The sequence below is a fragment of the Kribbella sp. NPDC049174 genome, assembly GCF_043197365.1.
Classification (GTDB): domain Bacteria; phylum Actinomycetota; class Actinomycetes; order Propionibacteriales; family Kribbellaceae; genus Kribbella.
Window position 1 is genome coordinate 108,468 of sequence record NZ_JBICSZ010000014.1, and the last position, 25,509, is coordinate 133,976.

16 protein-coding genes and 2 pseudogenes are annotated in these 25,509 nt (G+C 68.0%); 3 read left to right on the forward strand and 15 right to left on the reverse strand.

The window, feature by feature from the left end; translation table 11 throughout:
- Positions 1-18 precede the first annotated feature (18 nt).
- The 8 genes from ACGFIF_RS41050 to ACGFIF_RS41085 all read right to left on the reverse strand — a co-directional run bounded on the left by ACGFIF_RS41050 (position 19) and on the right by ACGFIF_RS41085 (position 14,014).
- The gene (locus ACGFIF_RS41050) at positions 19-1,020 is read right to left on the reverse strand and encodes a sugar phosphate isomerase/epimerase family protein (RefSeq protein WP_393162724.1); all 1,002 of its coding nucleotides are present in this window, start codon (positions 1,018-1,020) and stop codon (positions 19-21) included.
- Positions 1,021-1,239: 219 nt separating this feature from the next.
- Positions 1,240-6,621, reverse strand: a complete 5,382-nt coding sequence (locus ACGFIF_RS41055) for a ThuA domain-containing protein (RefSeq protein WP_393162726.1) — start codon at positions 6,619-6,621, stop codon at positions 1,240-1,242.
- Between the two features lie 118 nt (positions 6,622-6,739).
- Positions 6,740-7,900, reverse strand: a complete 1,161-nt coding sequence (xylA, locus tag ACGFIF_RS41060) for a xylose isomerase (protein WP_393162728.1) — start codon at positions 7,898-7,900, stop codon at positions 6,740-6,742.
- Positions 7,901-7,958: 58 nt separating this feature from the next.
- Complete coding sequence (locus ACGFIF_RS41065; RefSeq protein WP_393162730.1) at positions 7,959-9,137, reverse strand: Gfo/Idh/MocA family protein; 1,179 nt, start codon at positions 9,135-9,137, stop codon at positions 7,959-7,961.
- Positions 9,138-9,146: 9 nt separating this feature from the next.
- A complete protein-coding gene (locus ACGFIF_RS41070; RefSeq protein WP_393162732.1) occupies positions 9,147-10,193 on the reverse strand; it encodes a substrate-binding domain-containing protein in 1,047 nt (348 codons plus the stop codon).
- A gap of 10 nt (positions 10,194-10,203) precedes the next feature.
- Positions 10,204-11,247 (reverse strand): ABC transporter permease, encoded by a 1,044-nt coding sequence (locus ACGFIF_RS41075; RefSeq protein ID WP_393162734.1) that lies wholly within the window; start codon positions 11,245-11,247, stop codon positions 10,204-10,206.
- On the reverse strand, positions 11,244-12,746 hold the full coding sequence (locus ACGFIF_RS41080; protein ID WP_393162736.1) for a sugar ABC transporter ATP-binding protein: 1,503 nt from the start codon (positions 12,744-12,746) through the stop codon (positions 11,244-11,246). Before ACGFIF_RS41080 ends, ACGFIF_RS41075 begins: the two co-directional genes overlap by 4 nt.
- Entirely contained in the window at positions 12,743-14,014 is a 1,272-nt protein-coding gene (locus tag ACGFIF_RS41085; protein ID WP_393162738.1) for an ROK family protein, read from the reverse strand. The genes ACGFIF_RS41080 and ACGFIF_RS41085 overlap by 4 nt, the downstream gene beginning before the upstream one ends.
- 399 nt (positions 14,015-14,413) lie before the next feature.
- On the opposite strand from ACGFIF_RS41085, the gene ACGFIF_RS41090 reads away from it, so the two are divergent.
- A complete protein-coding gene (locus ACGFIF_RS41090) occupies positions 14,414-14,833 on the forward strand; it encodes a hypothetical protein (protein WP_393162740.1) in 420 nt (139 codons plus the stop codon).
- An 11-nt stretch (positions 14,834-14,844) separates the two neighbouring features.
- On the opposite strand, the gene ACGFIF_RS41095 is transcribed toward ACGFIF_RS41090, so the two are convergent.
- Together ACGFIF_RS41095 and ACGFIF_RS41100 are read right to left on the reverse strand one after the other, a co-directional pair.
- The gene (locus ACGFIF_RS41095; RefSeq protein WP_393162742.1) at positions 14,845-15,537 is read right to left on the reverse strand and encodes a hypothetical protein; all 693 of its coding nucleotides are present in this window, start codon (positions 15,535-15,537) and stop codon (positions 14,845-14,847) included.
- Between the two features lie 244 nt (positions 15,538-15,781).
- A complete protein-coding gene (locus ACGFIF_RS41100) occupies positions 15,782-16,591 on the reverse strand; it encodes a dienelactone hydrolase family protein (RefSeq protein ID WP_393162744.1) in 810 nt (269 codons plus the stop codon).
- A gap of 180 nt (positions 16,592-16,771) precedes the next feature.
- Between ACGFIF_RS41100 and ACGFIF_RS41105 the strand changes: the two genes are divergently transcribed.
- Positions 16,772-19,624, forward strand: a complete 2,853-nt coding sequence (locus tag ACGFIF_RS41105) for a S8 family serine peptidase (protein WP_393162746.1) — start codon at positions 16,772-16,774, stop codon at positions 19,622-19,624.
- Positions 19,625-19,676: 52 nt separating this feature from the next.
- Here ACGFIF_RS41105 and ACGFIF_RS41110 read toward each other — a convergent pair whose 3' ends face one another.
- The 4 genes from ACGFIF_RS41110 to ACGFIF_RS41125 all read right to left on the reverse strand — a co-directional run bounded on the left by ACGFIF_RS41110 (position 19,677) and on the right by ACGFIF_RS41125 (position 23,246).
- Positions 19,677-21,104 carry an amidohydrolase gene (locus ACGFIF_RS41110; RefSeq protein WP_393162748.1) on the reverse strand — a complete coding sequence of 476 codons (1,428 nt, stop codon included), beginning with the start codon at positions 21,102-21,104 and terminating at the stop codon, positions 19,677-19,679.
- 248 nt (positions 21,105-21,352) lie between these two features.
- Entirely contained in the window at positions 21,353-21,772 is a 420-nt protein-coding gene (locus tag ACGFIF_RS41115) for a hypothetical protein (RefSeq protein WP_393162750.1), read from the reverse strand.
- Positions 21,769-22,887, reverse strand: coding sequence for a TIGR03086 family metal-binding protein (locus ACGFIF_RS41120; protein WP_393162752.1), 1,119 nt, complete (start codon positions 22,885-22,887; stop codon positions 21,769-21,771). The genes ACGFIF_RS41115 and ACGFIF_RS41120 overlap by 4 nt, the downstream gene beginning before the upstream one ends.
- On the reverse strand, positions 22,884-23,246 hold the full coding sequence (locus ACGFIF_RS41125; RefSeq protein WP_393162754.1) for an ArsR/SmtB family transcription factor: 363 nt from the start codon (positions 23,244-23,246) through the stop codon (positions 22,884-22,886). Before ACGFIF_RS41125 ends, ACGFIF_RS41120 begins: the two co-directional genes overlap by 4 nt.
- A gap of 358 nt (positions 23,247-23,604) precedes the next feature.
- Here ACGFIF_RS41125 and ACGFIF_RS41130 point away from each other — a divergent pair.
- Positions 23,605-23,694, forward strand: a pseudogene (locus tag ACGFIF_RS41130) (hypothetical protein); the annotation flags it as partial.
- Between the two features lie 270 nt (positions 23,695-23,964).
- On the opposite strand, the pseudogene ACGFIF_RS41135 reads toward ACGFIF_RS41130, so the two are convergent.
- A pseudogene (locus ACGFIF_RS41135) lies at positions 23,965-25,225 on the reverse strand (integrase core domain-containing protein).
- Positions 25,226-25,509: the final 284 nt, after the last annotated feature.

The following is a 25,509-nucleotide window of genomic DNA, read 5'->3' on the forward strand; positions in this document are numbered from 1 at the left end:
GGCAGTTCGTCAGGTCGTTCAGGAAGAGAAGGCGGCGTCGAAGGAGGCGGTCGGCGGGTCGAAGGCCAGGGAACGGACGAACTGGAGGGCTTCGGCCGCGCCGACCAGGCGATCCATCCCGGCGTCCTCCCATTCCACCGAGATCGGGCCGTCGTACCCGATCGTGTTCAGCATCCGGAAGCACGCCTCCCACGGGACGTCGCCGTGGCCGGTGGACACGAAGTCCCAGCCGCGGCGCGGGTCGCCCCAGGCCAGGTGCGAACCCATCCGGCCGTTGCGGCCGTTGCCGACCTGGCGCTTCGCGTCCTTGCAGTCGACGTGGTAGATCCGGTCCTTGAAGTCCCACAGGAAGCCGACCGGGTCGAGGTCCTGCCAGACGAAGTGCGACGGGTCCCAGTTGAGCCCGAACGCCTCCCGGTGCCCGATCGCCTCCAGCGTCGAGGTGGTCGACCAGTAGTCGTAGGCGATCTCGGACGGGTGCACCTCGTGGGCGAACCGGACGCCCACCTCGTCGAAGACGTCGAGGATCGGGTTCCACCGATCCGCGAAGTCCTTGTAGCCGGCCTCGATCATGGCCGGCGGCACCGGTGGGAACATCGCCACCGTCTTCCAGATCGCCGAGCCGGTGAACCCGACGACCACGTCGACGCCGAGCGCACGGGCCGCCCGGGCGGTCGTCTTCATCTCCTCGGCAGCACGTTGCCGGACGCCCTCGGGGTCGCCATCGCCCCAGATGTGCGCGGGCAGGATCGCCTGGTGGCGCTGGTCGATCGGGTCGTCGCAGACCGCCTGGCCGAGCAGGTGGTTGGAGATCGTCCACACCTTGAGGTTGTACTTGTCCAGGATGTCGCGGCGGTCGCGAATGTACGCGTCGTCCTCGGCGGCGCGCCGTACGTCGAGATGGTCACCCCAGCAGGCGATCTCCAGCCCTTCGTAACCCCACGACGACGCCAGCCGGGCCACCTCCTCGAACGGCAGGTCGGCCCACTGGCCGGTGAACAGGGTGATCGGTCGAGCCATTCCTCTACTCCTTCGTCGAACCGGTTCTTCTGGTACTGCGTTCAGCCGGGGCGGACTGTGATCGAGGAGCCGGGGTGTCCCCCGGCGGCGCCTGGAGCGCGAGGCGCCGCCGGGGGTCCCCGCCGGCCGTGGGAGAGCGCACTGCCGAGAGCCCTGGATGGGGCCGAACCAGCCTGGGCGGCGGCAGGTGACAGAAGGCGATCTCCCACGGCGACGTCATCAGGCCAGCCTGCTCTTCAGGTCCTGGCCGACGGCGGTGAGCAACGTGCGGGCCGGGACGTCGTGGACGGTCCGGGCCTTGGCCAGGAACAGGTCGAGGGCGACGGCCGCCACGGCCGGTTGGTTGCGGCGAACAGCACGCTCCGCCAGTCCCAGCTGGACTTTCAGCACCGTGGCAGTTGCCAACGGCACCTTTCCTTCGGCACGGAACCGGTCGACGAGCTTGACGGCCTCCGGGTACGACGCAACAACTGTGAACGGCACCGTGGCCACCGACTTGTTGCCCGCGACATCCACCGCCGATGCCGTCAGGTTGTGCGCGCCGAGACCGAGGACAGCACCGTCGAGCTTTCCGGCCGGCGACAACGACCGGCCGTCGACCGCGAGCGTCACGTCCCCGTTCGGCCCGGACAACGCATCCGACGCCGTGGCCGCAACCGCAGCAACCGAGGCCACGCCGAGAGAGCCACCACTCGCGAGACCGGTGATCGTGGCGACAGGCGCCGTACGGTCGATCTTCACCGTGACCGACTCGGGCGCCGACAGGTTGCCGGCGGTGTCGCTTGCGCGGACGGCGAGCGTGTGAGTGCCGTCGGCCGAGAACGTCACCGGTGTCGTGTACTCGGACCAGTTGCCGTCGCCGACCTTCTGTTCCACGTACACCTGACCACCCTGGTCATCCGTCGCCATCGCCGTCGCGACGACCGGGTCGGTCCACCAACCCGACAGACCCGACGGAGTTGACGGGTTCAGCGACAGATTGACCGACGGAGCGACCGTGTCCCGGACCAGCTTGAAGTAGTCGAACCGTGCCGTCTTCGACGCGACCTGGTCCGCCCCGAACGCGTACACACCGAACGACGCCGACTCGAGCGCCGGGTTGGTCACCGCCGGAAGCGCGGTCCACGCCACGCCGTCGGCACTGTAGGACCCGGTGAACGTCGACCCGCTCTTCGCCAGCCGTAGATACCAGACACCGTGAGTCGCCGCAGCGTTCGGCGCCGGCTCGACGACCGCATCCGCCACCTCACTCCGCAACTCCAGCCCACGCGTCACCGCGGACCCAGCCGCGTTCGTGGTCAGATAGTCGAGCTTCACGTAGTTGGCATCGTCGGCGTAGACCATCAACCCGGCCTGCTGGTACCGCTCGTCGAACGCCGACGCGTCCACCTTCGTCTCGATCGTCCAGTCTCCGTCTGGTGCCGGCTGCAGCATCAGGTTCCTGGGATTCGTGTTCCCACCCTGATAGATGTCGCCCTTGCCGGTGTCGATCTCCAGACCATCACCAGTCACCCGGAAGGCCGCCGGATCAGGCCGTACGACGTCCGACCACCGGCACGCGTCCAGCGTCGTACCGGCGAACTCGTCGTCCGGGGACGGCTGCTCGGCGGTGTCGTCCGGCGTGATGGTGAAGTAGTCGAACGACGCCGTGATCGGCAACGCCTCGGCCCGGTTGGTCAGCCCGAACAGCCCGATCCGCGGATTCGAGATCCCGGCCAACTGCTTGGTCTCCGGCATCTGCGTGAACGTCGCGCCATCCGCGCTGTACGCAGCGGTCAACGACGACCCGTCCGAGGTGAACCGCACCCACACGGTGTCCGGGTACGACGCACCCAGGTTGGCCGTGTTCGACCCGGCGACCTCGTTCGGTACGCCGGCCTCCTCCCGGATGAACTGGAAGATCCGGTCCGCCGCCGACGGCGATCCGGTCGACCGGCCCTGGACCACCATCTTGGCGTAGTTGTCGTCGTCGCCGTACACGATCAGACCGGCCTGCTGATAGGCCAACCGGGCCGGCAACGTCAGCTTCGTCGTCGCCTGCCAGGCACCAGCCGGCAACGGCTGCAGCACGATGTTCGGAGTGCCCGAGTTGCCGGTCCCGTAGATGTCGGTCGCGGTCAACGGGATCGACAGCTTGCCGTCGGCAACCGCCAGTTCCTGGTTGCCCCGGACAACGGCGGACCATCGCTCGGTGTCGAGCGCCGTACCGTCGAACCCGTCGGACCGCCCGGTCAGACAGGCCGGCAGCGACGGCGAGTCCACGGTCACCATCACGGTCGACGTGCCCACAGCACCCCGGGCATCCGTCACGGAAACCTTGGCGGCAAAGGTCCCGGCCGCCGTGAAGGTGTGACTGACCGAGGCCCCGGTGGCGGTGGCTCCGTCGCCGAAGCTCCACGCGTAGGACAGCGGCAGGTCCCCTTCAGGGTCGGTCGCCGACGCGGTGAAGTCGACCGGCAACGGGGCCTTGCCCTGGGTCACGGACGCCGACGCCGTCACCGTCGGCCGCTGGTTCTCCGTCACACCCTTTCCGATGAACTTCACCCAGTTGACGTTGAGCTGCCCGGTCGTCTTCACGAAGTACAGCGGCCCGCTGTCCAACGACGCTCCGGTCAAAGAACCGGTGAAGTCGCCGTACGTCTGCCACCCGCCGGTCGGCGAGACCTGAATCGTCGCCACCACCGGGCCGTCGGTCGGCGATCCCTGCCGAACCTGCACCGTCGCGCCCGCCTCCGGAGACGCCGCCCGCAACTGAATCTGGTCGATCAGAGTCAGGTTGGTCGGCTTCCAGCCCCACCAGTCACCGTCCTCGATCCACCCGATGTTCTTCCCGCCACCGGCCACGTCACCGGTGTCCTCGACCTGTACGCCGGGTGTCGGTCCCGATCCCCCGGTCTCGTTGAAGTACTCCGCCTCACGCGTCTTGGGCTGCAGTTGGACGACCTTCTGGGTGGTGATCGTGCCCGTCCCCGGCGCGCCCTTGTCCGTGTACGTCACGGTGACGATCCCGAAGATGTTCGCGCCGACATGCCCTTGGTCACCCGGCAGCGGGAACGTCCCTTCACACCCGCGGTACTGCTCATAGCCGTGCGCGTGCTCGTCATGTCCGAGCGCCGGCTGCGTGATCACGTCATTGCAGTCGACCACCCCATCCTCGGGGTCGGTCACCGTCACCTTGTAGCGGATCGTGTCCCCGAAGTCGAAGAATCCACCGTCGACCGGAGCCTGCACGGTGACCGTCGGTGCTGTGTTCCCGGCCGTGATCGTCCGGTTCGACACCGCCGTACGGCCATCCGGATCGGACACAGTCAGCCGGGCGGTGAAGACGCCGGCCGTGGCATAGGTGTACGACGGCTTGGCCTCGGTGCTGTCCGTCGTACCGTTGCCGTCGAAGTCCCAGGCCAGCGTGATCGGCTGCCCGTCCGGATCCCGCGAACCGGTCGAGTCGAAGGCCACCGTCAGCGGCGCCGGCCCCGACGTCTTGTCCGTGCTGAACTGCGCGATCGGCGCCCGATTCCCTTGCACGTAGTCGATCCGGTAGATCCCCGAGTCGGCGTTGTTGCCGCCGAACCCGCTTCCCCACTCGATCACGTACAACGCACCATCGGGCCCGAACTGCAGTGCGTGCGGCCGGATGAAGCTCAGCTTCTGCAGCATCCGCGAGACGTCGACCACACCGCTGCGGTCGTCGTTCAACTGCACCGAGAACAGCCGGCTGTCGTTCCAGTCCGCCCACACCGCCTTGCCGTCGAAGTACGCGGGCCACTTCCGGTCCGACGTACTGTCGGCGTTGTACTGATATCCACCACTCGTCATCGGTGCACCACTGCCACCGATCTCGGGTACGCCGGTCGTCGACTTGCCCATCCACAGCGTCGCCGGGATCGCGGCCGGCAACTGCGTGATGCCGGTGTTGTTCGGCGACTCGTTGACCGGCGCGTTGCAGTTGAACACCGCACCCGACGTCCCGGTCGCGAAGTCGTGGTCGTTGTACGGCGTGTTGTTGCCGACGCAGTACGGCCAGCCGTAGAACCCCGGCTTGTCCAGGATGTCCCACTCGACCCGGCCGTCCGGCCCGCGGGTCGGCGAGACCGCGCCCGCGTCCGGTCCGTAGTCCGCGACGAACAGGTGGTTCGTGGTCGGGTCGATCCCGATCCGGAACGGGTTCCGGAAGCCCATCGCGTAGATCTCCGGCCGCGTCTTCGCCGTCCCGGCCGGGAACATGTTGCCGGCCGGGATCGTGTACGACCCGTCCGCCTCCGGGTGGATGCGGAGGATCTTCCCGTTCAGGTTGTTGCTGTTGGCCGCACTGCGCTGCGCGTCCCACGCGGCCCGGCCGGACCGCTCGTCGATCGGCGTGTAACCGTCGGAGTCGAACGGATTGCTGTTGTCGCCGGTCGCCACGAAAAGGTTGCCCTGGCCATCGAACTCCAGCGCACCACCCGCGTGACAACACTGGTCCCGCTGCGTGTCGATCCGCAGTACCTGCTTCTCGCTCGCGAGATCGAGGGTGTCACCAGTCACCGTGAACCGCGAGACCCGGTCGAAGGCCTCGGTGCCCGCCGGAGAGTAGTAGAGGTAGACAAAACCGTTGTCGGCGAAGGCAGGATCCAGCGCGATCCCGAGCAGCCCGAACTCCTGGCCGGTATAGACGTTCAGCGTGCCGGCGGTGACCACCGAACCGTCCGGCTTGACGATCTTCACCGCGCCGTTCCGGTCGATGTAGAACACCCGGCCGTCGGCGGCGATCGCGAGCTCCATCGGGTTCGACGTGTCGTCGTCCAGCGTCACCTTCTGGTAGCTGTCGCTCAGTGACGCACCACAGTCGGCGGCCTCCACACCGGCGGCCGTCCGGATCCCACCGAGGAGCAGCTTGCGAACGGCCGGCTCGGCGTACGACGCGATCGTGTGCCCCATGCCCGTGTACCAAGCGCGGCCACCGTCGTAGTCCTGGCACCACGTGATCGGGTGCTCCGGGCCCATGTTCCCGCCGGTGTACGTCGATTCGTCGAGTGAGGCGAGGACGTGGACCTTGTCGCGCGGGTTGGTGCGGTAGTTGTACCACTCGTCCGTGCGCTGCCAGAGCGTCGGCGCTTCCGCGGTCGACGGGTGCGCGTGGTCCTCCACCTTTACCGTCCCGGTCGGCGTACCCGGTGGGTGGCTGTCGAAGTAGCTTCCGACGAGCTCGCCGTACCAGGGCCAGTCGTACTCGGTGTCCGACGCGGCGTGCACACCGGCGTACCCGCCACCGGCCCGGATGTAGCGCTCGAAGGCGGCCTGCTGGTCGGCGTTCAGTACGTCGCCGGTCGTCGACAACCAGATGACCACCTCGTACTTGGCCAGCTCGGTGTCGTTGAACAGCGAGGCGTCCTCGGTCGCGGTGACGGTGAAGTTGTTCGCGGCGGCGAGTTCGGTGATCGCCTGGATGCCGGCCGGGATCGAGTCGTGCCGGAACCCGGCGGTCTTGCTGAAGATCAGGGCGTTGAAGGTCTCATCCCCGTGGCCGGGGTGGGCCTGTGCCGGCAGCGGAATCAACACCGCCGCGATCAGGGCGAGCACGAGCGCACGAATCATCGTGCCGTGCCTGCGTAGCTGGATCATGCGGAGCTCCTCATGGGTCGGATAAGGTGCGCGCTCCATCAGTCCGGGGCGGGAAGACCCCAGCTACTACAAGTCCCGTGCTCTGCCCTGCGCGGGAGTACTTTCTCAATCAGGCTGGTCAGCGAACGCCGAGCAGGTGCTCCATCGCCAGCTGGTCCAGCTTCTCGAACCCGAGACCGCGCTCGGCCAGCGCCTCCCGGTCGTACTTCTCGTTGCGAAGGTCGGCCAGCGACTCACCCTCGGCCAGGGTGGGCTCGGACAACTCCGCGACCTTGGCCGCGGCCAGCGCCTCGGCCACCTCCGGGTCGGCCCGGAACGCGGCCACCTTGTCCCGAAGGATCAGGTAGTTCCGCATACAGCCGCGGGCGGTCTCCCAGACGCCTTCCTCGTCCTCGGTCCGCGGCGGCTTGTAGTCGAAGTGCACGTAACCGTCGTATCCGGGCCGGCCGTCGGTGCCCTGCAGGACGTCGACGGTCCAGAACGCCTCACGCAGATTGCCGGCGCCGAAACGCAGGTCCTGGTCGAACCGCGGACCGTGCTGCCCGTTCAGGTCGATGTGGTACAGCTTCCCGTGCCACAGCGCCTGGGCGATACCGTGCGCGTAGTTGAGCCCGGCCATCTGCTCGTGGCCGACCTCGGGGTTGATGCCGACCAGTTCCGGATCCGCGAGATCGTTGATGAAGGCAATCGCGTGGCCGATCGACGGCAGCAAGATGTCACCGCGCGGCTCGTTCGGCTTCGGCTCGAGAGCGAACCGGATGTTGTAGCCCTGCTCCCGCACGTACGCGCAGAGCAGGTCCATCGACTCCTTGTACCGGTCGAGGGCCGCGTTGACGTCCTTCGAACCGCCGGACTCGGCTCCTTCGCGACCGCCCCAGAGCACGTACGTCGACGCGCCCAGCTCAGCCGCCAGGTCGAGGTTGCGCAGCACCTTGGCCAGTGCGTACCGCCGGACCGACCGGTCGTTCGCGGTCAGGCCGCCGTCCTTGAACACCGGGTGGCTGAACAGGTTCGTGGTGGCCATCTCGACCACGATGCCGGTGTCGGCCAGTGCCTTGGTGAACCGCTCGAGCACCTGCTGCCGGGTGCCGTCGTCCGGCACCACGTCGTCGTCGTGGAACGAGATCGCCGCGGCGCCCAGTTCCGCGAGCTTCTCCACCGCGTAGACCGGGTCCATCGCCGGCCGGACCGCCGTACCGAAGACGTCGACGCCCTGCCAGCCGATCGTCCAGAGACCGAAGGAGAACTTGTCGTCCTTGGTCGGGGTGTAGCTATTCATTCCATCTCCTCGCTTCGCTCGGAGATCAAATGAACTCCGATTCGCTCTGCTTTTTGGTTCACTCGCTGCGCTCGCTCACAGGAATCTCCTGCCATTGCCGTGAGGTCGAGCTGGCCTCGACCGCGGCCAGCACACGCTGGATCCGCAGCCCGTCGGCGAACGACGGTGTGGGATCGGCTCCATTGGCGATCGCGGTGACCAGGTCGACGACTTGGTGGGTGAACCCGTGCTCGTAGCCGAGCAGGTGGCCGGGCGGCCACCACGCCTCGACGTACGGGTGGGCGGACTCGGTGGCGAGGATCCGCCGGAAACCGGCGGTACGCGCGTCCTCGGTCGCGTCGTAGAAGTGCAGGAGGTTCATGTCCTCGAAGTCGAACGCGAGGCTGCCCAGGCTGCCGTTGATCTCGATCCGGATCGCGTTCTTCCGGCCGGTGGCGAACCGGGTCGCCTCGAAGACGCCGAGCGCACCGGACCCGAACCTGGCCAGGAACACGGCCGCGTCGTCGACCGTGACCGGTCCGCGTTCGCTGCCCGCCGTACCGGCCAGACCGGAGTGCTCGGCCGCGACCGGGCGCTCCTTCACGAACGTCTCCAGCTGCCCGCTCACCTCGGCGATGGTGTCGCCGGTGATGAACTGGGTCAGGTCGATGATGTGCGCGCCGATGTCCCCGAGCGCGCCGGAGCCGGCCTTCTCCTTGTCCAGCCGCCACGACAGCGGCGCCTCCGGATCGGCGATCCAGTCCTGCAGGTACTGCGCCCGGACGTGCCGGATGGTCCCGAGTCTGCCCTCGGCGACGAGCTGGCGGGCCAGCCCGATCGCCGGCACCCGGCGGTAGGTGAACCCGACCATCGACCTGATCCCCTTGGCCGCCGCCGCCTCGGCCGCCGCCGTCATCGCCTCGGCCTCCTCGACCGTGTTGGCCAGCGGCTTCTCGCACAGCACGTGCTTGCCGGCCTCGAGGGCTGCGATGGCGATCTCGGCGTGGCTGTCGCCCGGCGTACAGACGTCGATCAGCTGGATGTCGTCGCGGCCGAGCAGCTTGCGCCAGTCGGTCTCGGTCTCCTTCCAGCCGAGCTTGGTCGCCGCGGCCGCGACCGCCTCGGGGTTGCGGCCGCAGAGCACGTTCATCGCCGGGTCCAGCGGCAGGTCGAAGAAGCGCGGCGCGCTCCGCCAGGCCTGCGAATGGGCCGCACCCATGAACGCGTAGCCGATCAGGCCGATGCCCAGGTTGGTCATAACTCTCCTTTAGCTCTCGAAGGCAGTGGGCAGGTACTGGTCCACGTTGTCCTTGGTCACCACCGGCGCGTACAGCTGGATGGTGCGCGGCACCTCGACCTCCACCAGGTCGCCGAGGGCCTTCTTCTGCACCAGCAGCCGGGCCAGCCGGACGCCGTCCGCACCCTGGGTGGACGGGTAGATGACGGTCGCGCGCAGCAGGCTGTTGCCGGACTTGATGTCCCGCATCACGTTCGCCGAACCGGCCCCGCCGACCACGAAGAACTCCTTGCGGCCGGAGTTCTTGATCGCGGCCATCACGCCGACACCCTGGTCGTCGTCGTGGTTCCAGATCGCATCGAGCTTCGGAGCGGCCTGCAGCAGGTTGGCGGCGGCCTTCTCACCGGACTCGACGGTGAACTCGGCGGCGACCCGGTTGCTCACCTTCAGGCCGCAGTCGGCCAGCGCCTCCTTGAAGCCCTGGCTGCGGGCCTGGGTCAGCGGCAGCGAGTCGATCCCGGCGATCTCGGCGATCACCGCGTCCTTCTTCCCCTTCATCTCCTGGCACACGTAGGTGCCGGCGGAGATGCCCATCCCCTTGTTGTCACCGAGGATCGTGGTCCGGGCCGCGAACGTGCTGTCGAACTCGCGGTCCACGTTCACCACCGTGATCCCGGCCTCCATCGCCTTGATCGCCACCGGGGTGAGGGCCGCGCCGTCGAACGGCAGCAGCACGATCGCGTCGACCTTCTGGTTGATGAAGGTCTCCACCTGGCTGATCTGCAGGTTCACGTCGTTGGTGCCCTCGGCCACGATCAGCTCGATGTCGGAGTACTTCTTCGCCTCCGCCTGGGTGGCCTTGGTGATGGCACCCATCCAGCCGTGGTCGGCGGCCGGCGCGGAGAACCCGATCCGGACCTTCTGACCGGGTTCGTCGTTCTTGCCGGCCGCGACCCCGGCCTGGGTCGCCGGGGCGTTGTCGTTCTCCTCGGCCTCCGGGGTGTTGCTGGTGCAGGCGGCCAGCGCGATCACGCTCAAGCCGGCGATGATCAGCGTTCGGGCGGAACGTGCGGACATCGTTGTCCTCCTAGGTGTTCAGTGTTCGAGCGGCGAGACGTTGCTGCAGCAGAACCGCGATCACGATGATCAGGCCCTTGGCCACCGACTGAGCGGAGATGCTCAGATTGTTCAGGGTGAAGACGTTGTTCAGGGTGGTGAAGATCAGGACGCCGAACACCGTGCCGACGATGGTCCCGCGACCACCGGACAACAGCGTGCCGCCGATCACCACGGCCGCGATCGCGTCCAGTTCGTACAACTGACCGTGGGTCGAGCTGCCGGTCGTCGTCCGGGCCATCAGCATCACCGCGGCGATCCCGCAGCACAGCCCACCCAGAACGTAGAGGGCGACGGTGTGGCGCTGCACCTTGATACCGGCCAGGCGAGCGGCTTCGGCGTTGCCGCCGACGGCGAAGGTACGTCGGCCGAAGGTGGTCCGGTTGAGCAGCACCCAGCCGGCCGCGGCGACCAGCAGGAAGATCCAGACCAGCACCGGTACGCCGATCAGCGAGCCGCCGAAGAAGTCGACGAACGGGTTGACCGAGATGATCTGGGTCTTGCGGTCGGAGATGATCTCGGCCAGACCACGGGCGGCGGCCAGCATCGCCAGGGTCGCGATGAACGGCACGATCTTGCCGTAGGCAACGAGTAGTCCGTTCACCAGACCACACGCGGCGCCGACGAGCAGCGCCGTACTGACCATGAAGATCCAGTGGAAGTCCTCGGCCAGCTGCTGGGTCGCCAGCGTGGTCGCCCAGACCGAGGCGAGTGCGACCATCGCACCGACGGACAGGTCGATCCCACCGCCGGTGATGACGAACGTCATGCCGATACTGACCACGCCGATGACGGCGGCCAGCCGCAGGATGGTCAGCACGTTGGCGCCGGTGGCGAACGTGTCGCCGGCGGTGACGATGCCGACGATACAGAGCAGGACCAGCGCCACCACCAGGCCGACGTTGCGTCCCGCACCACCTCTCAGCAGGCCGCTGGACCGCGGCGCGGCCGGCGGCGTGACGGTCGCTTGCGAAGACGCGGTTTGTTCAGGCGGGCGTGCGATGTCTTCACTCACACGGCACTTCCTTCCATCACCAGGTCGAGTACCTGGTGCTCGTCGATATCTTGCGCGGGTCCGCTGTACACGGCCCGCCCCTCCCGCAGTACGACGACCCGGTCGGCGAGACCGAGCACTTCCTCGACCTCACTGGAGACCATCACGATCGCCACCCCGTTGGCGGCCAGCTTGTGAATCAGGGCATAGATCTCGGACCGCGCACCCACGTCGACACCGCGGGTCGGTTCGTCGAGCAACAGCACGCGGCAGTCCCGCAACAGCCAGCGGGCCAGCACGACCTTCTGCTGGTTGCCGCCAGACAGGTTGCGGACCGGCTGCTCCACGCCGACCGGGCGGACATCCAGTGCTCTGGTCAGTTCGGAGGCCGCTTCCCGTTCGGCCCGGCCGCTCAGGAATCCCCCGCTGGCGAACCGCTGCATGGTCGACACCGTGATGTTCTTGTACACGGCCTCGTCCAGCAGCAACGCCTGACTCTTCCGCTCCTCCGGCGCCAGCCCGACACCCGCCTTCACCGCGGCCTGCACCCGTCCGGGCCGCAGCGTCGCGCCGTCGACCCGCACCGATCCGGTGGCCGCCCGGCGAGCGCCGTACACGGTCTCGAGTACTTCGGAACGCCCCGAACCGACGAGGCCGGCCAGGCCGAGGATCTCGCCGGCCCGGACGGTGAACCCGATCCCGGCGAACTCGCCCGGCCGGGTCAGGTCGTCCACCTCGAGGACGACAGGTGCCGTACTGAGGACCTCCCGGCGCGGCGGGAAGACGTACTCGATCGAGCGGCCGGTCATCAGCCGGATGAGTTCCTTGGTCGGCGTCTCCCGAGCGTCCAGGCCGGTCGCGACGGTGGCGCCGTCCTTCAGCACGGTGACGCGGTCGCCGATCTGGCGGATCTCCTCGAGCCGGTGCGAGATGTAGACGACCGCGACACCACGAGCGGTCAAATCGCGGATGACCCGGAACAGGTTGGACACCTCTTCGGGGTCGAGCACAGCGGACGGCTCGTCCATCACGATCAGCCGGGCGTCCCGCGAGAGCGCGCGGGCCATGCTGACCACCTGCTGCCCCGCTGAGGGTAGAGAGCCGACGGTCCGGTGCGTCGGGATCTCGCCGTGGCCCAGACCCTGCAGGATCTCGCGGGCCCGAGCGGTCGCCTCGTGCCTTCTGCTGAAGCCGAACCGGGCCGGCTCGTGACCGAGAAAGATGTTCTCGGCAACGGTCAGGTCGGGCACCAGGTCGAGCTCCTGGTAGATCGCGGCGATCCCGCGCTGGATGGCGGCGGTCGGGGTGTTCAGCTGCACCTGCTCGCCGTTGATGTGGATGGTGCCGGCATCGGGCTGGTGGGCTCCGGTCAGCACGCGGATCAGCGTGGACTTGCCGGCGCCGTTCTGGCCGAGCAGGCAGTGCACCTCGCCGGTGCGGACATCGAGGTCGACCCCATCGAGGGCCCGGACACCCGGGAACTCCTTGACGATGCCGGTCATGGTCAGCAAGTCGGTCATTGTGCGACCCCCGTTTCGGCGCGGCCGATCAAGGTCGGGTCGACGAAGACCTGGTCGAGGGAGATCTGCGCACCACCGCGCACCGCCGCGGTGAAGCCGAGCTCCGACCGGACCACCCGGCAGCCGCCACCGTCCGGGGCGATCACGCGGCCGCTGATCGCCGTTTCCAAGGGTTCCTTCAGCCACGGCCCGAGCACGGCGAAGTAGCCGCCGAGCACGAGCACGTCCGGGTTCAGGATGTTCACCAAGATCGCTCCCCCAATCCCCAGCCAGGTTCCGACGTCCTTGAGTGCGGTCAGTGTCCGCGGCTCCCCCGCCTCGGCCCGCGCCGTGATCTCAGCCAGCCGCCGCTCCACGTCCAGCGACGGATCGCGGACCGGATCGTCCTCATCCGTTGCCTTGTGCAACAGTGCGGTCAGGCCGACGACGGTCTCCCAGCAGCCGGTCCGGCCGCAGCCGCAGGTCCGGCCGGCCGGTGCGACCGGCATGTGCCCGACCTCGCCGCTGTACCCGTGCCCGCCGCGGAGCAGATGCCCGTTCGACACCACGCCACCACCGACACCGACCGCACCGGTCAGCAGCACGATGTCCTGGATCGGCTCGGCCTTCCGCAACTCCGAGTACGCGGCCAGCGCGGCAAGGTTCGCCTCGTTGTCCACATGCAACGGGTACGACGGTTCGCCCAGCCGCTCGCGCATCTCGCGGATGACCGGGACCTCGCCCCAGCCCAGGTTCGGAGCCAGCTTGAGTTCACCGGTGTCGACCTGGACGAGGCCTGGTACGGCGAGCGTCACGCCGGCGACCTGGCCGCCTCGGGCGTCCACGGCGGCCACGGCTTCGCGAACCAGGTCGGCCAGCCGATCGAGCGTCGTACCTGGGTCGAGGTGGGCGACATCGAGGGGAATGCGTCGTTGCATGACTGTGTCGCCGGCCAGGTCGAGGGCGGTGACGGCGAGGTAGTCGACGTTGATCTCGGCGCCGACGCCGCAGACTCCGGTGCCGTCGAGTTCGACGAGTTGTCCGGGGCGGCCGAGGGCGCGGGTGGAGTCGGCCGGACCTTCGCGGAGCAGGCCGCGTTCGACGAGTTCGGCGACCAGGCTGCTGACGGTCGCCTTGTTGAGACCGGTGTCGGCGGCGATCCGCGCCCGCGACCGGGGCCCGAGGTCGCGGACATGACGCAGCACGACCGAGAGGTTGTTGCGGCGGAGCGAGACATGGTCGGCGGCGACGACCCGGTTGCCCGGGCGGCGGCCGTCCGTCAGCGACATGCGACTCCCCACCCCAATCCCCTTGCTGTGAGCCCAGTCACAGACTTTGTCTGTTGAACCAACAAACTAAGTAGGGGCGGAACTGGCGTCAAGGTGTTGCGGCCAAGTTTTCCCCGACGCTACTGGGGAAGCGCTCTCTCTGACTAGATCCGGAGTTAGTTCCGGAACTTGCGCGCAGCTCGTTCAACTCTTGCGCGGGCCATCGAGCGTTTGTACGCTCGCCGCACTCTCCTGCCCGCCCCCACCAGGAGCTTCAGATGACCCTGTCCCGTCGCACGTTCCTCGCCGCCACCGCCGTGACCGCCCTGGGCGGCACCCAACTGGCCTCGGCCGCCAGCCCGCCCGGAGACGTCGTCGGCAAGGTCACCGTCGGGTACCAGGGCTGGTTCGCCTGTACCGGTGACGACGCCCCGATCAACGGCTGGTGCGGATCACTACGACAACGACGTGAACCAGCAGGACCAGGCCGACTGCAACGCGTTCGGGATCGACTATCAGCCCTGCGTCATTCCGGGTGATCTGCAGTCCGGGCACCGCCGCCACGGCGACCTGATGTGGCGGCAGTTCTACAACCTGACCCGCGTCGGTGTGCAGGGTCTCTACATCTCGATGTTCGACGAGTACAACGAGGGCAACCAGATCGCGAAGACCGCGGCGTCGGCGGCCTGGGTGCCGGCCGGCTCGGGCATCCGCGCGCTGGACGAGGATGGGACGGCGTGCTCCTCGGACTACTACCTGCGGTTGACCGACGACGGCGGCCGCATGTTCAAGGGCCAGGCGCCGTTGACGGCAACCCGGCCGACGCCTCCGACGCTCTAGCCTCCGAAGACTTAGAAGAGCTCGAGGCTGTCGGAGGCCAGAGTGATCACCGCGTCGTCGAGGTAGAGGCGGCAGGCGATCGCATGCCCAGCGCAGGTGAGCAGGGCCGGACCGGCCGCGTCCACGACGCGGTAGGCGACGGGGTGCTCACAGCGCTCGACAGCGCCCTCGTTCTCGCGGTGACAGCCGAGCACATGGCAGGACACGGTCTCGCCGACGTTCATCAGGGTGAGGCCGTGCTCGGGACAGACGCCCCAGCCGACGCCGCACGGCTGGCCTTCGTTCGCGGCCAGACGGATCAGGCTGCCGGCGGTCGCCTCCAACTCACCGGCGATGGACCGGAAGGTGCTGGCGGCCTGGTCGAGGTCACGGCGGAAACGCCGCAGTTGAGGGGTCTCCGGCATCCCGCGGGTGGCTGCCTGCAGGTTCTCCGACAGCGTCATCGCGGCGACGGCGATCTCGTCGACCCGGACCGGGGTGTTGAACTCGCCGAGCGTCGTACCGTTCACCCGGCCGTTGGGTCGCGGGGTCCACTCCGGCGCAGGGCTGTCGTCCGGCGCGGCCGGCGTCGGTTGCTCCTCCGCCTCGTCCGCCGGGATGTGGTTCAGGTGCGGCTCTGGTTGCGGACCGTGACCATTGGTCCCGTTCGCGGCCGCGGTCCCGTTCACCGGGATCCGGCTCTCTTGCGCAGTCCGCCCGTTCATACAGCCTCACTCGTCATGTGCCTGGCCATCGCCATGCCCGCCCCCTGATGTGCCTCCGGTGGCCGATCGTGCCATGTCCCCGGTGCCCACGACCAGAGGAAATCACCCAGCGTCACCCAGTGCTCCCCCTCACTTGCACAACGCAACCATCCGCCCCAGACTTCGGACAGATTCCCCACTCAGCGTCGGCATAGTCACACGCTGAGCATTCCTCAACGCTGCTTTAACATTTCCGCACGCACAGTCACTGCGCGGTAGCAGTCAGGTGCTGCCGGAGAAAATCGACTGTGCGGGCGCGGGCCGTCAGCGCCGAGTTGGGCGGATCCTCCCGCAGGTCGCGGGTGAGCACAGAGTGAGCCATCCTGCGATAGCCGTCCGGGTTGCCCGGGCTGCTGTCGAGCTCGATCACCTCGAACGCGTCGCCGAGCTGTTCGCGCAGAGTGGTGAACCGCTCGGCCGGCGACATCCGGTCGTGGCTGAACCGCAGTCCCAGGACGCACAGACCGCCCGTACGCGTCCTTTCCCTCACGACCTCGAGCTCCCGCCGCGACAACCCCGGATCGCGCCGCAGCCGGCCGCTGACGGCGAACGGCGTCGACGGCTGGCTCAGCACCGGCGCCGTCACCGCCTCCTCGACAGCCGCGGCGAGTGCGAAGCCGCCGGTGAAGCACATCCCGATCACACCGACGCCGCGTCCCGGTGTCCGCGCGGCGAGGTCGGCGGCGACGGCCCGCAGGTACTTCGTGATCGGTCGCTCGGCGTCGGCCGCGAACGACCGGAACTCCTTGGCCACACACATCCGCGCGACGACCCCCAGGGCGTAGCCGGGCGTCTCAGGGCGTCCCGGCGTACCGAAGGGGGACGGAATGACGACCGTGAACCCCTCGCCGACGAGGTGGTCGCCGAAGCCGAGCACCTCGGGGGTCAGACCCGGGATCTCGGGGATGAGGACGACGCCCGGCCCCTCGCCCTTCTCGAAGCAGTCGTAGGTCAGGCCCGCACCGGTGAACGGCGCTCGCCGCCAGCCGGTCAGATCGGAGCTCGGTGCCGTCATCGCGCCTCCTCGGACGGTGGAGGCCAAGCTTAGGGTGCACGGCCGGCGACACGCTGTGCCCTGGGCAGACCTCCGGCCCTCTAGATTGCCGCTTTTGACATTTGCTTCGGGCAGCGAACTGGACCAGACCTCTGGCATACTCCGGGCGACTATCACTTTGAGACCCTTGGGGGGGTCCCCGTGTCTTTCCGTCCTGCTCATTTGCTGCGCCTGGGTCTGCCCGCGGCCATGGTCGCGGCGACGCTGGTGGCGGTGACCGGTTCGTCCGGAACCGCCGAGGTGTCCGCCGAACCACGCCCGTTCCCGGCGAAGTCCCGCCCCGACAGGGCGACCGGACCCGCCTACGAGGCGAAGTCCGTGATCGTGCAGTTCAAGCCGAAGGCGACCACTTCGGCCCGCAAGGCCGCACTGTCCAAGGTCAAGGGCACGCCCGACGTGTCCGTCACCTCCGACGTGGTCACCGTGACCGGCGAGGTGCCGGCGCCCGAACTGCTGAAGAAGGTCAAGGCCGACCCCGCGGTCGCGCAGGCATCGCTGAACTACATCCGGCGGAAGGACGCGACACCGAACGACTGGCTCTACACCAACTACCAGAAGTACCTGCCGAACGTCCGGGTCAACCAGGCCTGGGATCTGTCCAAGTCCGCCGGTGCGCAGACGGTCGCCGTCCTGGACACCGGTGTCGACGCCGGTCACCCGGACCTGGCCGGCCACCTGCTGCCGGGCTACAACACCTTCAACACGGCCCTGCCGCCGAACGACGGTGAAGGCCACGGCACGGCGGTCACCGGCATCATCGCGGCCGGCACCGGCAACACCATCGGCATCGCCGGCGTGGCCTGGAACGCGAAGGTCCGGCCGGTGAAGGTGCTCGACGACACCGGCAGCGGCAGCGACGCGAACGTCATCAACGGCATCAACTGGGCGGTCAAGAACGGCGCCCGGGTGATCAACATGTCGCTCGGCGGCGACGGCGACAACCCGATCCTGCACACCGCGATCAAGAACGCGGTCGCGAAGGGCGTGGTCCTGGTCGCCGCGGCCGGCAACACCGGTGTCTCGGCCCCGCACTACCCGGCCGCCTACCCGGAGGTCCTCTCCGTCGGCGCCACCAACTGGTACGGCGCGCTGACCGACTTCAGCACCTACGGGGACACGATCGACATCGCGGCCCCCGGTTACAACATCACCAGCACTGCACCTCGTGCGCAGACCCCGCCCGGCTACGACCCGTACTGGATCGGCCTCAGCGGTACGTCGTTCTCGTCGCCGATCGTCGCGGGTGTCGCGGCGCTGGTGCGGAACAAGTGGCCGTCGTTCACCCCGGCCCAGGTGATGGCGCGCCTGAAGACGACCGCCCGGGATGCCGGTCCGCGCGGCAACGACCCGTACTACGGCGCCGGCATCCTGGATGCGTACTACGCCCTCGGCGGCAAGTGGACCACCGACTTCCCCGTCGCCGGTGCCGATGGCAACGACCAGCCGTCCCGGGCGACCGCGCTCTCCAGCTCGGCCAGCTCCACGATCGGCGTGGAGGGTGACGTCGACTGGTACGTCGTGAACTCGGCGGCGGCGCGCAATCTCAAGGTGTCGCTCACCGGCTCGGAGTTCAACCTCGACCTCCCGGTGAACATCGGCCCGCGGGTCGACGTGTACAACGCCGACCTGGAGTCGCTGGCGACCGCGGTGAACCCGTTCCCGGCGAACCCGAACGTCCCGGCACCGCTGACCGCGACCGCGAACGTCGGTGTCGCCGCCGGCAACACCTACATTGCCGTCCGCAACGACAACGGATCTCGGGACACCCGCAAGTACACGCTGACCGTCAGCGAAGAAGGGGCGGGCGGGACAGAGGCCGACGCCGACTACCCGGTGCAGGACGTTCTTCCGGCCGACCTCTCGGCCGGCGCTCCGGTGGCCACCAAGCCGTCGGTGACGTTCGCCCGGACGATGCTCGCGACCAGCGTGACCGCGAGCACGGTGCGGCTGGTGAACGGCAAGACCGGTTCCACCGTGGGCGCCACGGTCGACTACGACGCGGCGACCAAGAAGGCCGTGATCACGCCGACCGCGCCGCTGCTCGACAACGCGCCGTACCGGATCGTCGTCAGCGGGGCCCAGGAGGCCGACGGGACCGCGCTCGCGTTCAGCAGCGTGTTCTCGACGGTCGACCTGACGCCGGCAGCGCCGGTGTTCGACGCGAGCGGCGCGTACCTGGCAGCGAACCTGGCGTGGAAGTACGCGACGCCGCTCTCGGATCTCGACCAGGTGATCGTGCGCCGCAACGCCGGGAGCGCAGTGCCGACGCTGACCACCGGCACGCTCGTCTACGCGGGGACGGCGTCCGCGTTCAAGAACACCGGGCTCGCGCAGAACACGACGTACACCTACGCGGCCTGGGTGAAGGACCGCAGCGGCAAGGTCAGCGCGGTGGCGGTGTCGCGACTGTGGGGGATGAAGACGGGCATCAGGATGTCGACGACGCTGCTCAAGTACGGCGGCTCGCTCACGATCCAGGGCAGCACGCTGCGGATCGACAACCTGGTGTACGCCGGGTTGCCGGTCAACCTGTACGTGCGGCCGAAGAACGGCACCAAGTTCACCCTGCTGGCGGCGCTGAAGACGTCGTCGACCGGGAACATGTCGTTCGTGCACAAGCCGTTGGTGTCGTCGGTGTACATGCTGACGTTCCCCGGTAACGCGGATCTGATGGGGACCCGGACGGTGGACGTCACCGTGCAGGTGACGCCGACGATCTCGGCGACGCTGGCGCCGGCCGCGATCAAGCTCGGCCAGGTGACGAAGTTCAACGGGTACGTCGCTCCGGCGCACGCCGGTCAGTACGTCTACCTGCAGCAGTACGGCAACAAGGTCTGGAAGTCGATCGCCTGGATGAAGCTGAGTGCTTCGGGCGGGTACGCGTTCGGCATCAAGCCGGCCGTGCGCGGCCAGATCGCGTACCGCGTCTGGTTCCCGGGCGATGCCGACCACACGCAGGTGTACACCGTGAACAAGATCCTCACGATCAGCTGATCACAACGCATCATCGGTACGCCCCGGCCGCTCGGCCGGGGCGTACTGCGTTCTACGGTGCGTAGTGCTGGACGGCACCTCCCTTGGAGAGGTCTACCAGCGTGTGGGCGAGGTCTTTGGCGTCGGCGAGGACCTCGTCCAGATTCATGGTGGTGAGCTGCCGATCGCGGACGACGACCTGACCCGCGACAAGGACCGTGACGACGTCGGAGGACCGGACCGAGTAGACGAGAGCTGCTCTTGGGTCGTGAACCGGTTGGCAATGCGGGCCGGACAGATCCACGAGGGCTATGTCGGCTTGCCGACCTGGCTCGAGCGCGCCGAGCTGGTCCGCGAGGCCGGCGGCTGCGGCGCCACCCCTGGTGGCCAGTCGGAGAGTGTCGGAGACGTTCATCCACTCGGCGTCCTGCTCGCGTTGCTTCTGAGTCAGCGCGACCATGCGCAGCGATTCCCAGACGTCGAGCGTGTTGTGAACGGCCGCCCCGTCGGTGCCGACGCCGACCTTCACACCGACGGACTGCAGGCCTTTGATCGGCGTGACCGTGCCCATCGCGAGCTTGAGGTAGACCTTCGGGCAACTGGCGACGGTGGTGCGATCGGCGTACCGCTCGAGGATCGGCAGGTCGGGCTCACGGATTCCGCAGCCGTGGGCGATGAGCGCGCCCGCGTCGAGTACGCCGATTCGCTCCAGAACCTGCATCGGCGTCACCCCGAGCCGGTCGAGCGACGACTGTGTCTGGTCGTCGGTCTCGGCGGCGTGCAGGTGGATCCGGAATCCCTCCGCTCGTGCGATCTCCGCCGTACGACGTAGGTCGTCGTCGTTGACCGTGTAGGTCGCGTGGGGGCCGAGGCTGGCCGTGATGCGTGGGCCGAGGGTGTGGAGGTCGCGGGCTGTGCTGATGGCGGCGTCGATGGCTTCCTGGCCGGTCGATGAGAAGAACGTGGGGGCCAGGTCGGCGCGGATGCCGGACTCCAGGGCTGCGGCGGCGATCTGGTCGGCGTGGAAGTAGTGGTCGACGAACGTGGTCACGCCGGCGAGCACCATCTCCGCACAGGCGAGCCGCGCACCGACCCGGACCCGCTCGGGCGTCAGGTTCACCTCCATCGGCCAGATCCGCTGGTTGAACCAGTCGTCGATCGACAGATCCTCGGCCGCACCGCGCATCATCACCATCGGACTGTGCGTATGCGAGTTCACCAACCCCGGCACCGCAATCAACCCGGTCCCGTCGATCACTTCCACCGAGGTAGGCGCCGCGCCGTCGCCGACCTGCGTCGCCCCGCCCGAGGAGATCCCGCCCGGCGACATCCCGCCCGGCGAGATCCCGCCCGGGGAGATCCCGCCCGGGGTGGTCCCAGTCGGGGTGATCGCGGTGATCCGGTCGTCGTGGATGTGGATGTCCTGCGCCTCGTCCACGCGGCACTCGCCGGACTCGGGGACGATCAGAACCGAGACATCGCGGATCAGCAGGTGTGGCATCCGTCCTCCAGCCGGTGGGTCGTCGTACCGCAGTCTCGTGCATCCGCCGGGCCATACGGGCGGCCGGAGGGTCATGTCTCAGGACAGCGGGCGACCACAAGCGGGCGACCACACTGTGATGTCTCAGGACTTCGGTGACGGTTCGGCGTCAGGACATCGGTGACATTGGATGTGTCAGGACTTCGGTGACGCTTTAGACCGGATCCACCGATTGACGGCGTCGAGGTTGTAGCAAGCGCCATCGTTTCCTACTTGGACAGATGCCAGCGTCCCCCGAGCCATGCGCTCGGGTAGGCCAGGAGCACCAGCGCGACAGCGAACCATGGCGGGAGCACATTCGCTGTCGCCGGTATCGTGGCCACGGCGATGTTGGAGACTGCCGCGACCGCTGTAGTGATGATCGCCAGAAGGTGAACATGGCGTGCTGGGCGGTTCGGCGCTGTTGCAGCAGTCACGTAACCTCCAAGGGCGCCGAATGCCATCCGATACCCGAGTGCGAGGATGTTCATCCACAGCACATCGAATCCGTTCGCTCGTTGCTCGGCCACAGTTGGGAATACGCCGGTGCTCTCGAGCAGGATGTCTGCGCTCCTCGACAAGACGAGGGGAAGCACGAAGCCTGTGGCAATTGCCAGAATGCTGCGTCGGAGTTGCTTGCGGCCGGTCACTGTTGCCAGGCAGGGTCGCGGCCGTACAGACCTAGGATCTTGTGCTGCAGGGGTGCGTCAGCGGCAACCGGTACCTGAGGGCCGAAGACCACCAGCCCGGGGCGGAAGGCGCCGGGAACGCGGAACTGCTCCGGAATGGACTGGGCGATCGGCCACAGGAGCGCCAGGTCCTCGGCCGGGATGGTGTCGTCCTGCCCGGTTGCCCGGGCAAGGTCCCAGCCGTGCAGGACCAGGTCGACACTCAGTGCCGCGTCGACGTGCTCGGCGACGGTCAGCGTTCCCGTCGGGGTGCTGCACTCGGTCCCTGCAACTGCCGGGTCGTCCAGCGCGTGCTGCATCCGAGCCCGCGCGGAGGCGAAGGCGTCGATCGGACGGTCCGCGGTCGCGGACTTGGGTTCCCAGGAGCTGCCAAGTGGCGCGAGCATGGCGGCATGCATGACGATGACGTGGTCAACGATGTCGCGGGCGGTCCAGTCCTCGCACGGAGACTGCGACGCCCACGCGTCGGAGCCCACCCCCAAGATCAACTCGTCGAAACGCGCCGCTCGGCGCCGGTAGCGGCCGGCGATATAGTCCCGGCCATCATCGCTCCGGCCAACATCTCGCTGGCCTACGTCGTCGCGGGCGGTGTCATCCGGTTCGGCCCGGACCAGGTCGTCCAGCCGTTGGAAGGCGTCCTCTAGGCCGCCGCGGCCGATTGAGCCTAGGGCCCGGTCACGGGCTGCGGCAGAGGTGAACTCGATGATCCGGGTGACCGTGGTGGCGCCGTCGCGCTCGTCAAAGCTCGTGGTGGTATGCGTTTCACCCTCGGTCCAGTCGTCGTCCCACCGCTCGGAGGTGACTAGGCGGGTCGGGGCGTCCACGGCCTGGTACGTGCCCCGCAGCGCCATGTCCGCCCGATTCGGGCGTTGCAGGAGGTACAAGAACCGGCCCCCCGCCCGGAGGTCGATCTCGCAGGTGGTCAAATGCCAGCCCCGGGGCCCGTACCACCGTCGCAGCAGCTCGGGTTGGGTCCATGCGTCGAAGACCAGTTGTCGCGGTGCGGCGAAGGTGCGGGTGATCACCAGGTCCCGGGAATGGTGCGGCTCGATGATCAGGTCGGCGGCGGTCCTCATCGCTGCCCTGCCTGGCCGCCGGCTTCCGGGTCGGCCGGGTGCAGATCGGCGAGCAAGGTGTCGAGGCGCTGGTAGCTCTCGGTCCAGAACTTCCGGTAGCCGTCGAGCCATTCGGTGGCGCCGCGCAGCGCATCCGCCTCGAGCCGGCAGGGGCGTCGTTGAGCGTCACGGCGGCGGGTAATCAGGCCGGCGCGTTCCAATACTTTCAAGTGCTTGGAGATCGCCGGCTGGCTCAGCGGGAACGGCTCAGCCAGTTCCAGCACGGTGGCCTCGCTGCTCGACAGGCGGGTCAAGATCGCCCGGCGGGTGGGGTCGGCCAGGGCGGAGAAAGCGACATCGAGCCGCCTGTCGGACTCCACCAGTACATCACCTGTTAGTTCCATAACCGCACGGTAATCTATGATCCGCTTGGGGCGCAAGACTCGGGTTGACAACCCCTCCGATGCCGCCCCGCGCGCAGTTCGCCCCTTGGCGGTCCTTGACGGTTGTCGCCGCATAGTGGCGTCCTGACCAGTCTTCGTCAGGCCGAGCGGGCACCTCAGCGAGGATCGATCCGAAATTCGGCACTTTCAGCTTGAGTTCGGGAAGTGCTCATCTCGCTGCTCGCCCTTGGGCCAGCGCGCCCATCCGCCAACCATGCGACGCCCTCATGGTGTCGGCGGCGCTCGAAAATTGAACAGTTTCGGCGGTGAAAAGTGAGCACTCAACGATTGGAGTGTGATCACTTTGGAAGACTGGGCGCTGATCAGGAGGCTGGCTGCGGACGGCGTGCCGAAGGCACGGATCGCAGCTCGGCTGGGGACCTCGCGGACCACGGTCATCAAGGCGGTGAACTCGGGGGCGCCGCCGAGGTATGTGCGGTCACCGGGGCCGACGTCGTTCACCGAGTTCGAGCCGCATGTGCGAGCGCTGCTGGCCGAGGTCCCCGACATGCCGGCGACGGTCCTGGCCGAGCGGGTGGGGTGGACCGGGTCGATCCGGTGGTTCAGCGAGAACGTGAGGCGGCTGCGAGGATCAACAGGCTCGTTCTTCGACACCCGCAGTCGACCGACCCCAGACATCACCAACACCGACGACTCACCGAAGTGTCATCACCAACATCCCCGACGATTGATGTCTCAGGACTTCGGTGACGTTCGCGGCTTGTCGGTGCGTGGTCCGGGTGGCCTGGCGTTGCCGACGTAGGCGATGCCAGGTGCGGGTCGGGTGTGCTCGATGAGGATTTCGCCTTCGAGGTCGGTGACGGTGATCTTGTCGCCGGTCTTGTCGCCGTTGGTGATGATGAGAACCTGCTGGAAGCCGTACTGGGCGCCGACCATGTACTGGACCTTGTCCAGGTAGAACACGCCGGCGCTGGTCAGCTTCTTGACGACGGTGTCGGGGGGCAGGTCAGCTGGCACCGGTGTGGGCCTGGGCCGATGGGTGCGGGGGTGATGGGTGCGGGGGTGGGCGATCTGTTCACGGGTGGGGCGGGGAGCCTCGGCCTTCGGGGTGGTCTCCCAGGCGGTCAGGGGTGTGACGCAGCCGGGTAGGCCCTGGTGGGGGCGCTGGGTGTTGTAGATGTGGTCGAAGGCGTCGACCTGGGTCTGCAACTCGGCCGGACTGGCGGCGAGCGGCTGCTTGTCGAGGTAGCGGAACAGGGTCTGGTGGAAGCGTTCGTTCTTGCCCTGGGTGGTCGGTTGTAGGGTTTGCCGGTGATCGGCTCGACCCCCAGGGCCATCACGTGGACGACGAGCTGGCCCAGGAGTCCACGGCGCGACGGGTTGAGCGCGGACCCGTTGTCCGACAGCAGCCGTTGCGGCACGCCATGGGCGGCCACGGCTTTGTCGAAGACGACGATCGCCGCCTCGGCGGTCTCGCCCCACGCGACGTGGGAGGCGACCGCGTAGCGGGAGTGGTCGTCGATGAGCTGGAAGATCACGCACCTGCGCCCACGGGTGAGCACGTACTCGGTGGCGTCGAGCTGCCAGCAGGCGTTCGGGGCCGGATAGACGAACCGGCGCCACGCCGCGCCTGGCTTCTTCCTCGGCTCGAGCCGTGCAACACCAGCGGCTCGGAAGATCCGGGCCAGCGACGCCACCGAGGGCACCACCTCCAGGCCCATCGCGTGCAGCTTGTCGTGCACGCTGACCGGACCGCAGTCCAGCCCGGACGACTCCAGCGCCGCACGGACGCCGAGGGCTTGCTCCTTGACCTCGTCGCTGAACTCGGCCGGGCTGGTCTTCGGCCGCCGACTGCGGGGCTCCAGCGCCGCGGCCGCACCGTCGATGCGGGTCCTGGCGCGGATCGCGTAGAACGTCTTGCGGGAGATCCGATGCTCGGCGCAGAACGTCGTCACCGCCCCGCGCGGCGCGTCATCGGGCCACTGGACGATCGCGAGACGGACACGAGGATCAACAGGCTCATTAGCGGTCGGCACCGCTCAAAGAAGCCAGAAGTGTCACCACCAAGCACCCCAGATGTGTCACCGATGTCCTGACACAGAACCGTCACCGATGTCGTGCGACATGACAAGCGGGCGACCACACTGTCATGTCGCAGGACATCGGTGACGGTTCTGCATCAGGACATCGGTGACATTCTGAGGGTTCTTGGTGGTGACACTTCCGCACTGAGGCTCGG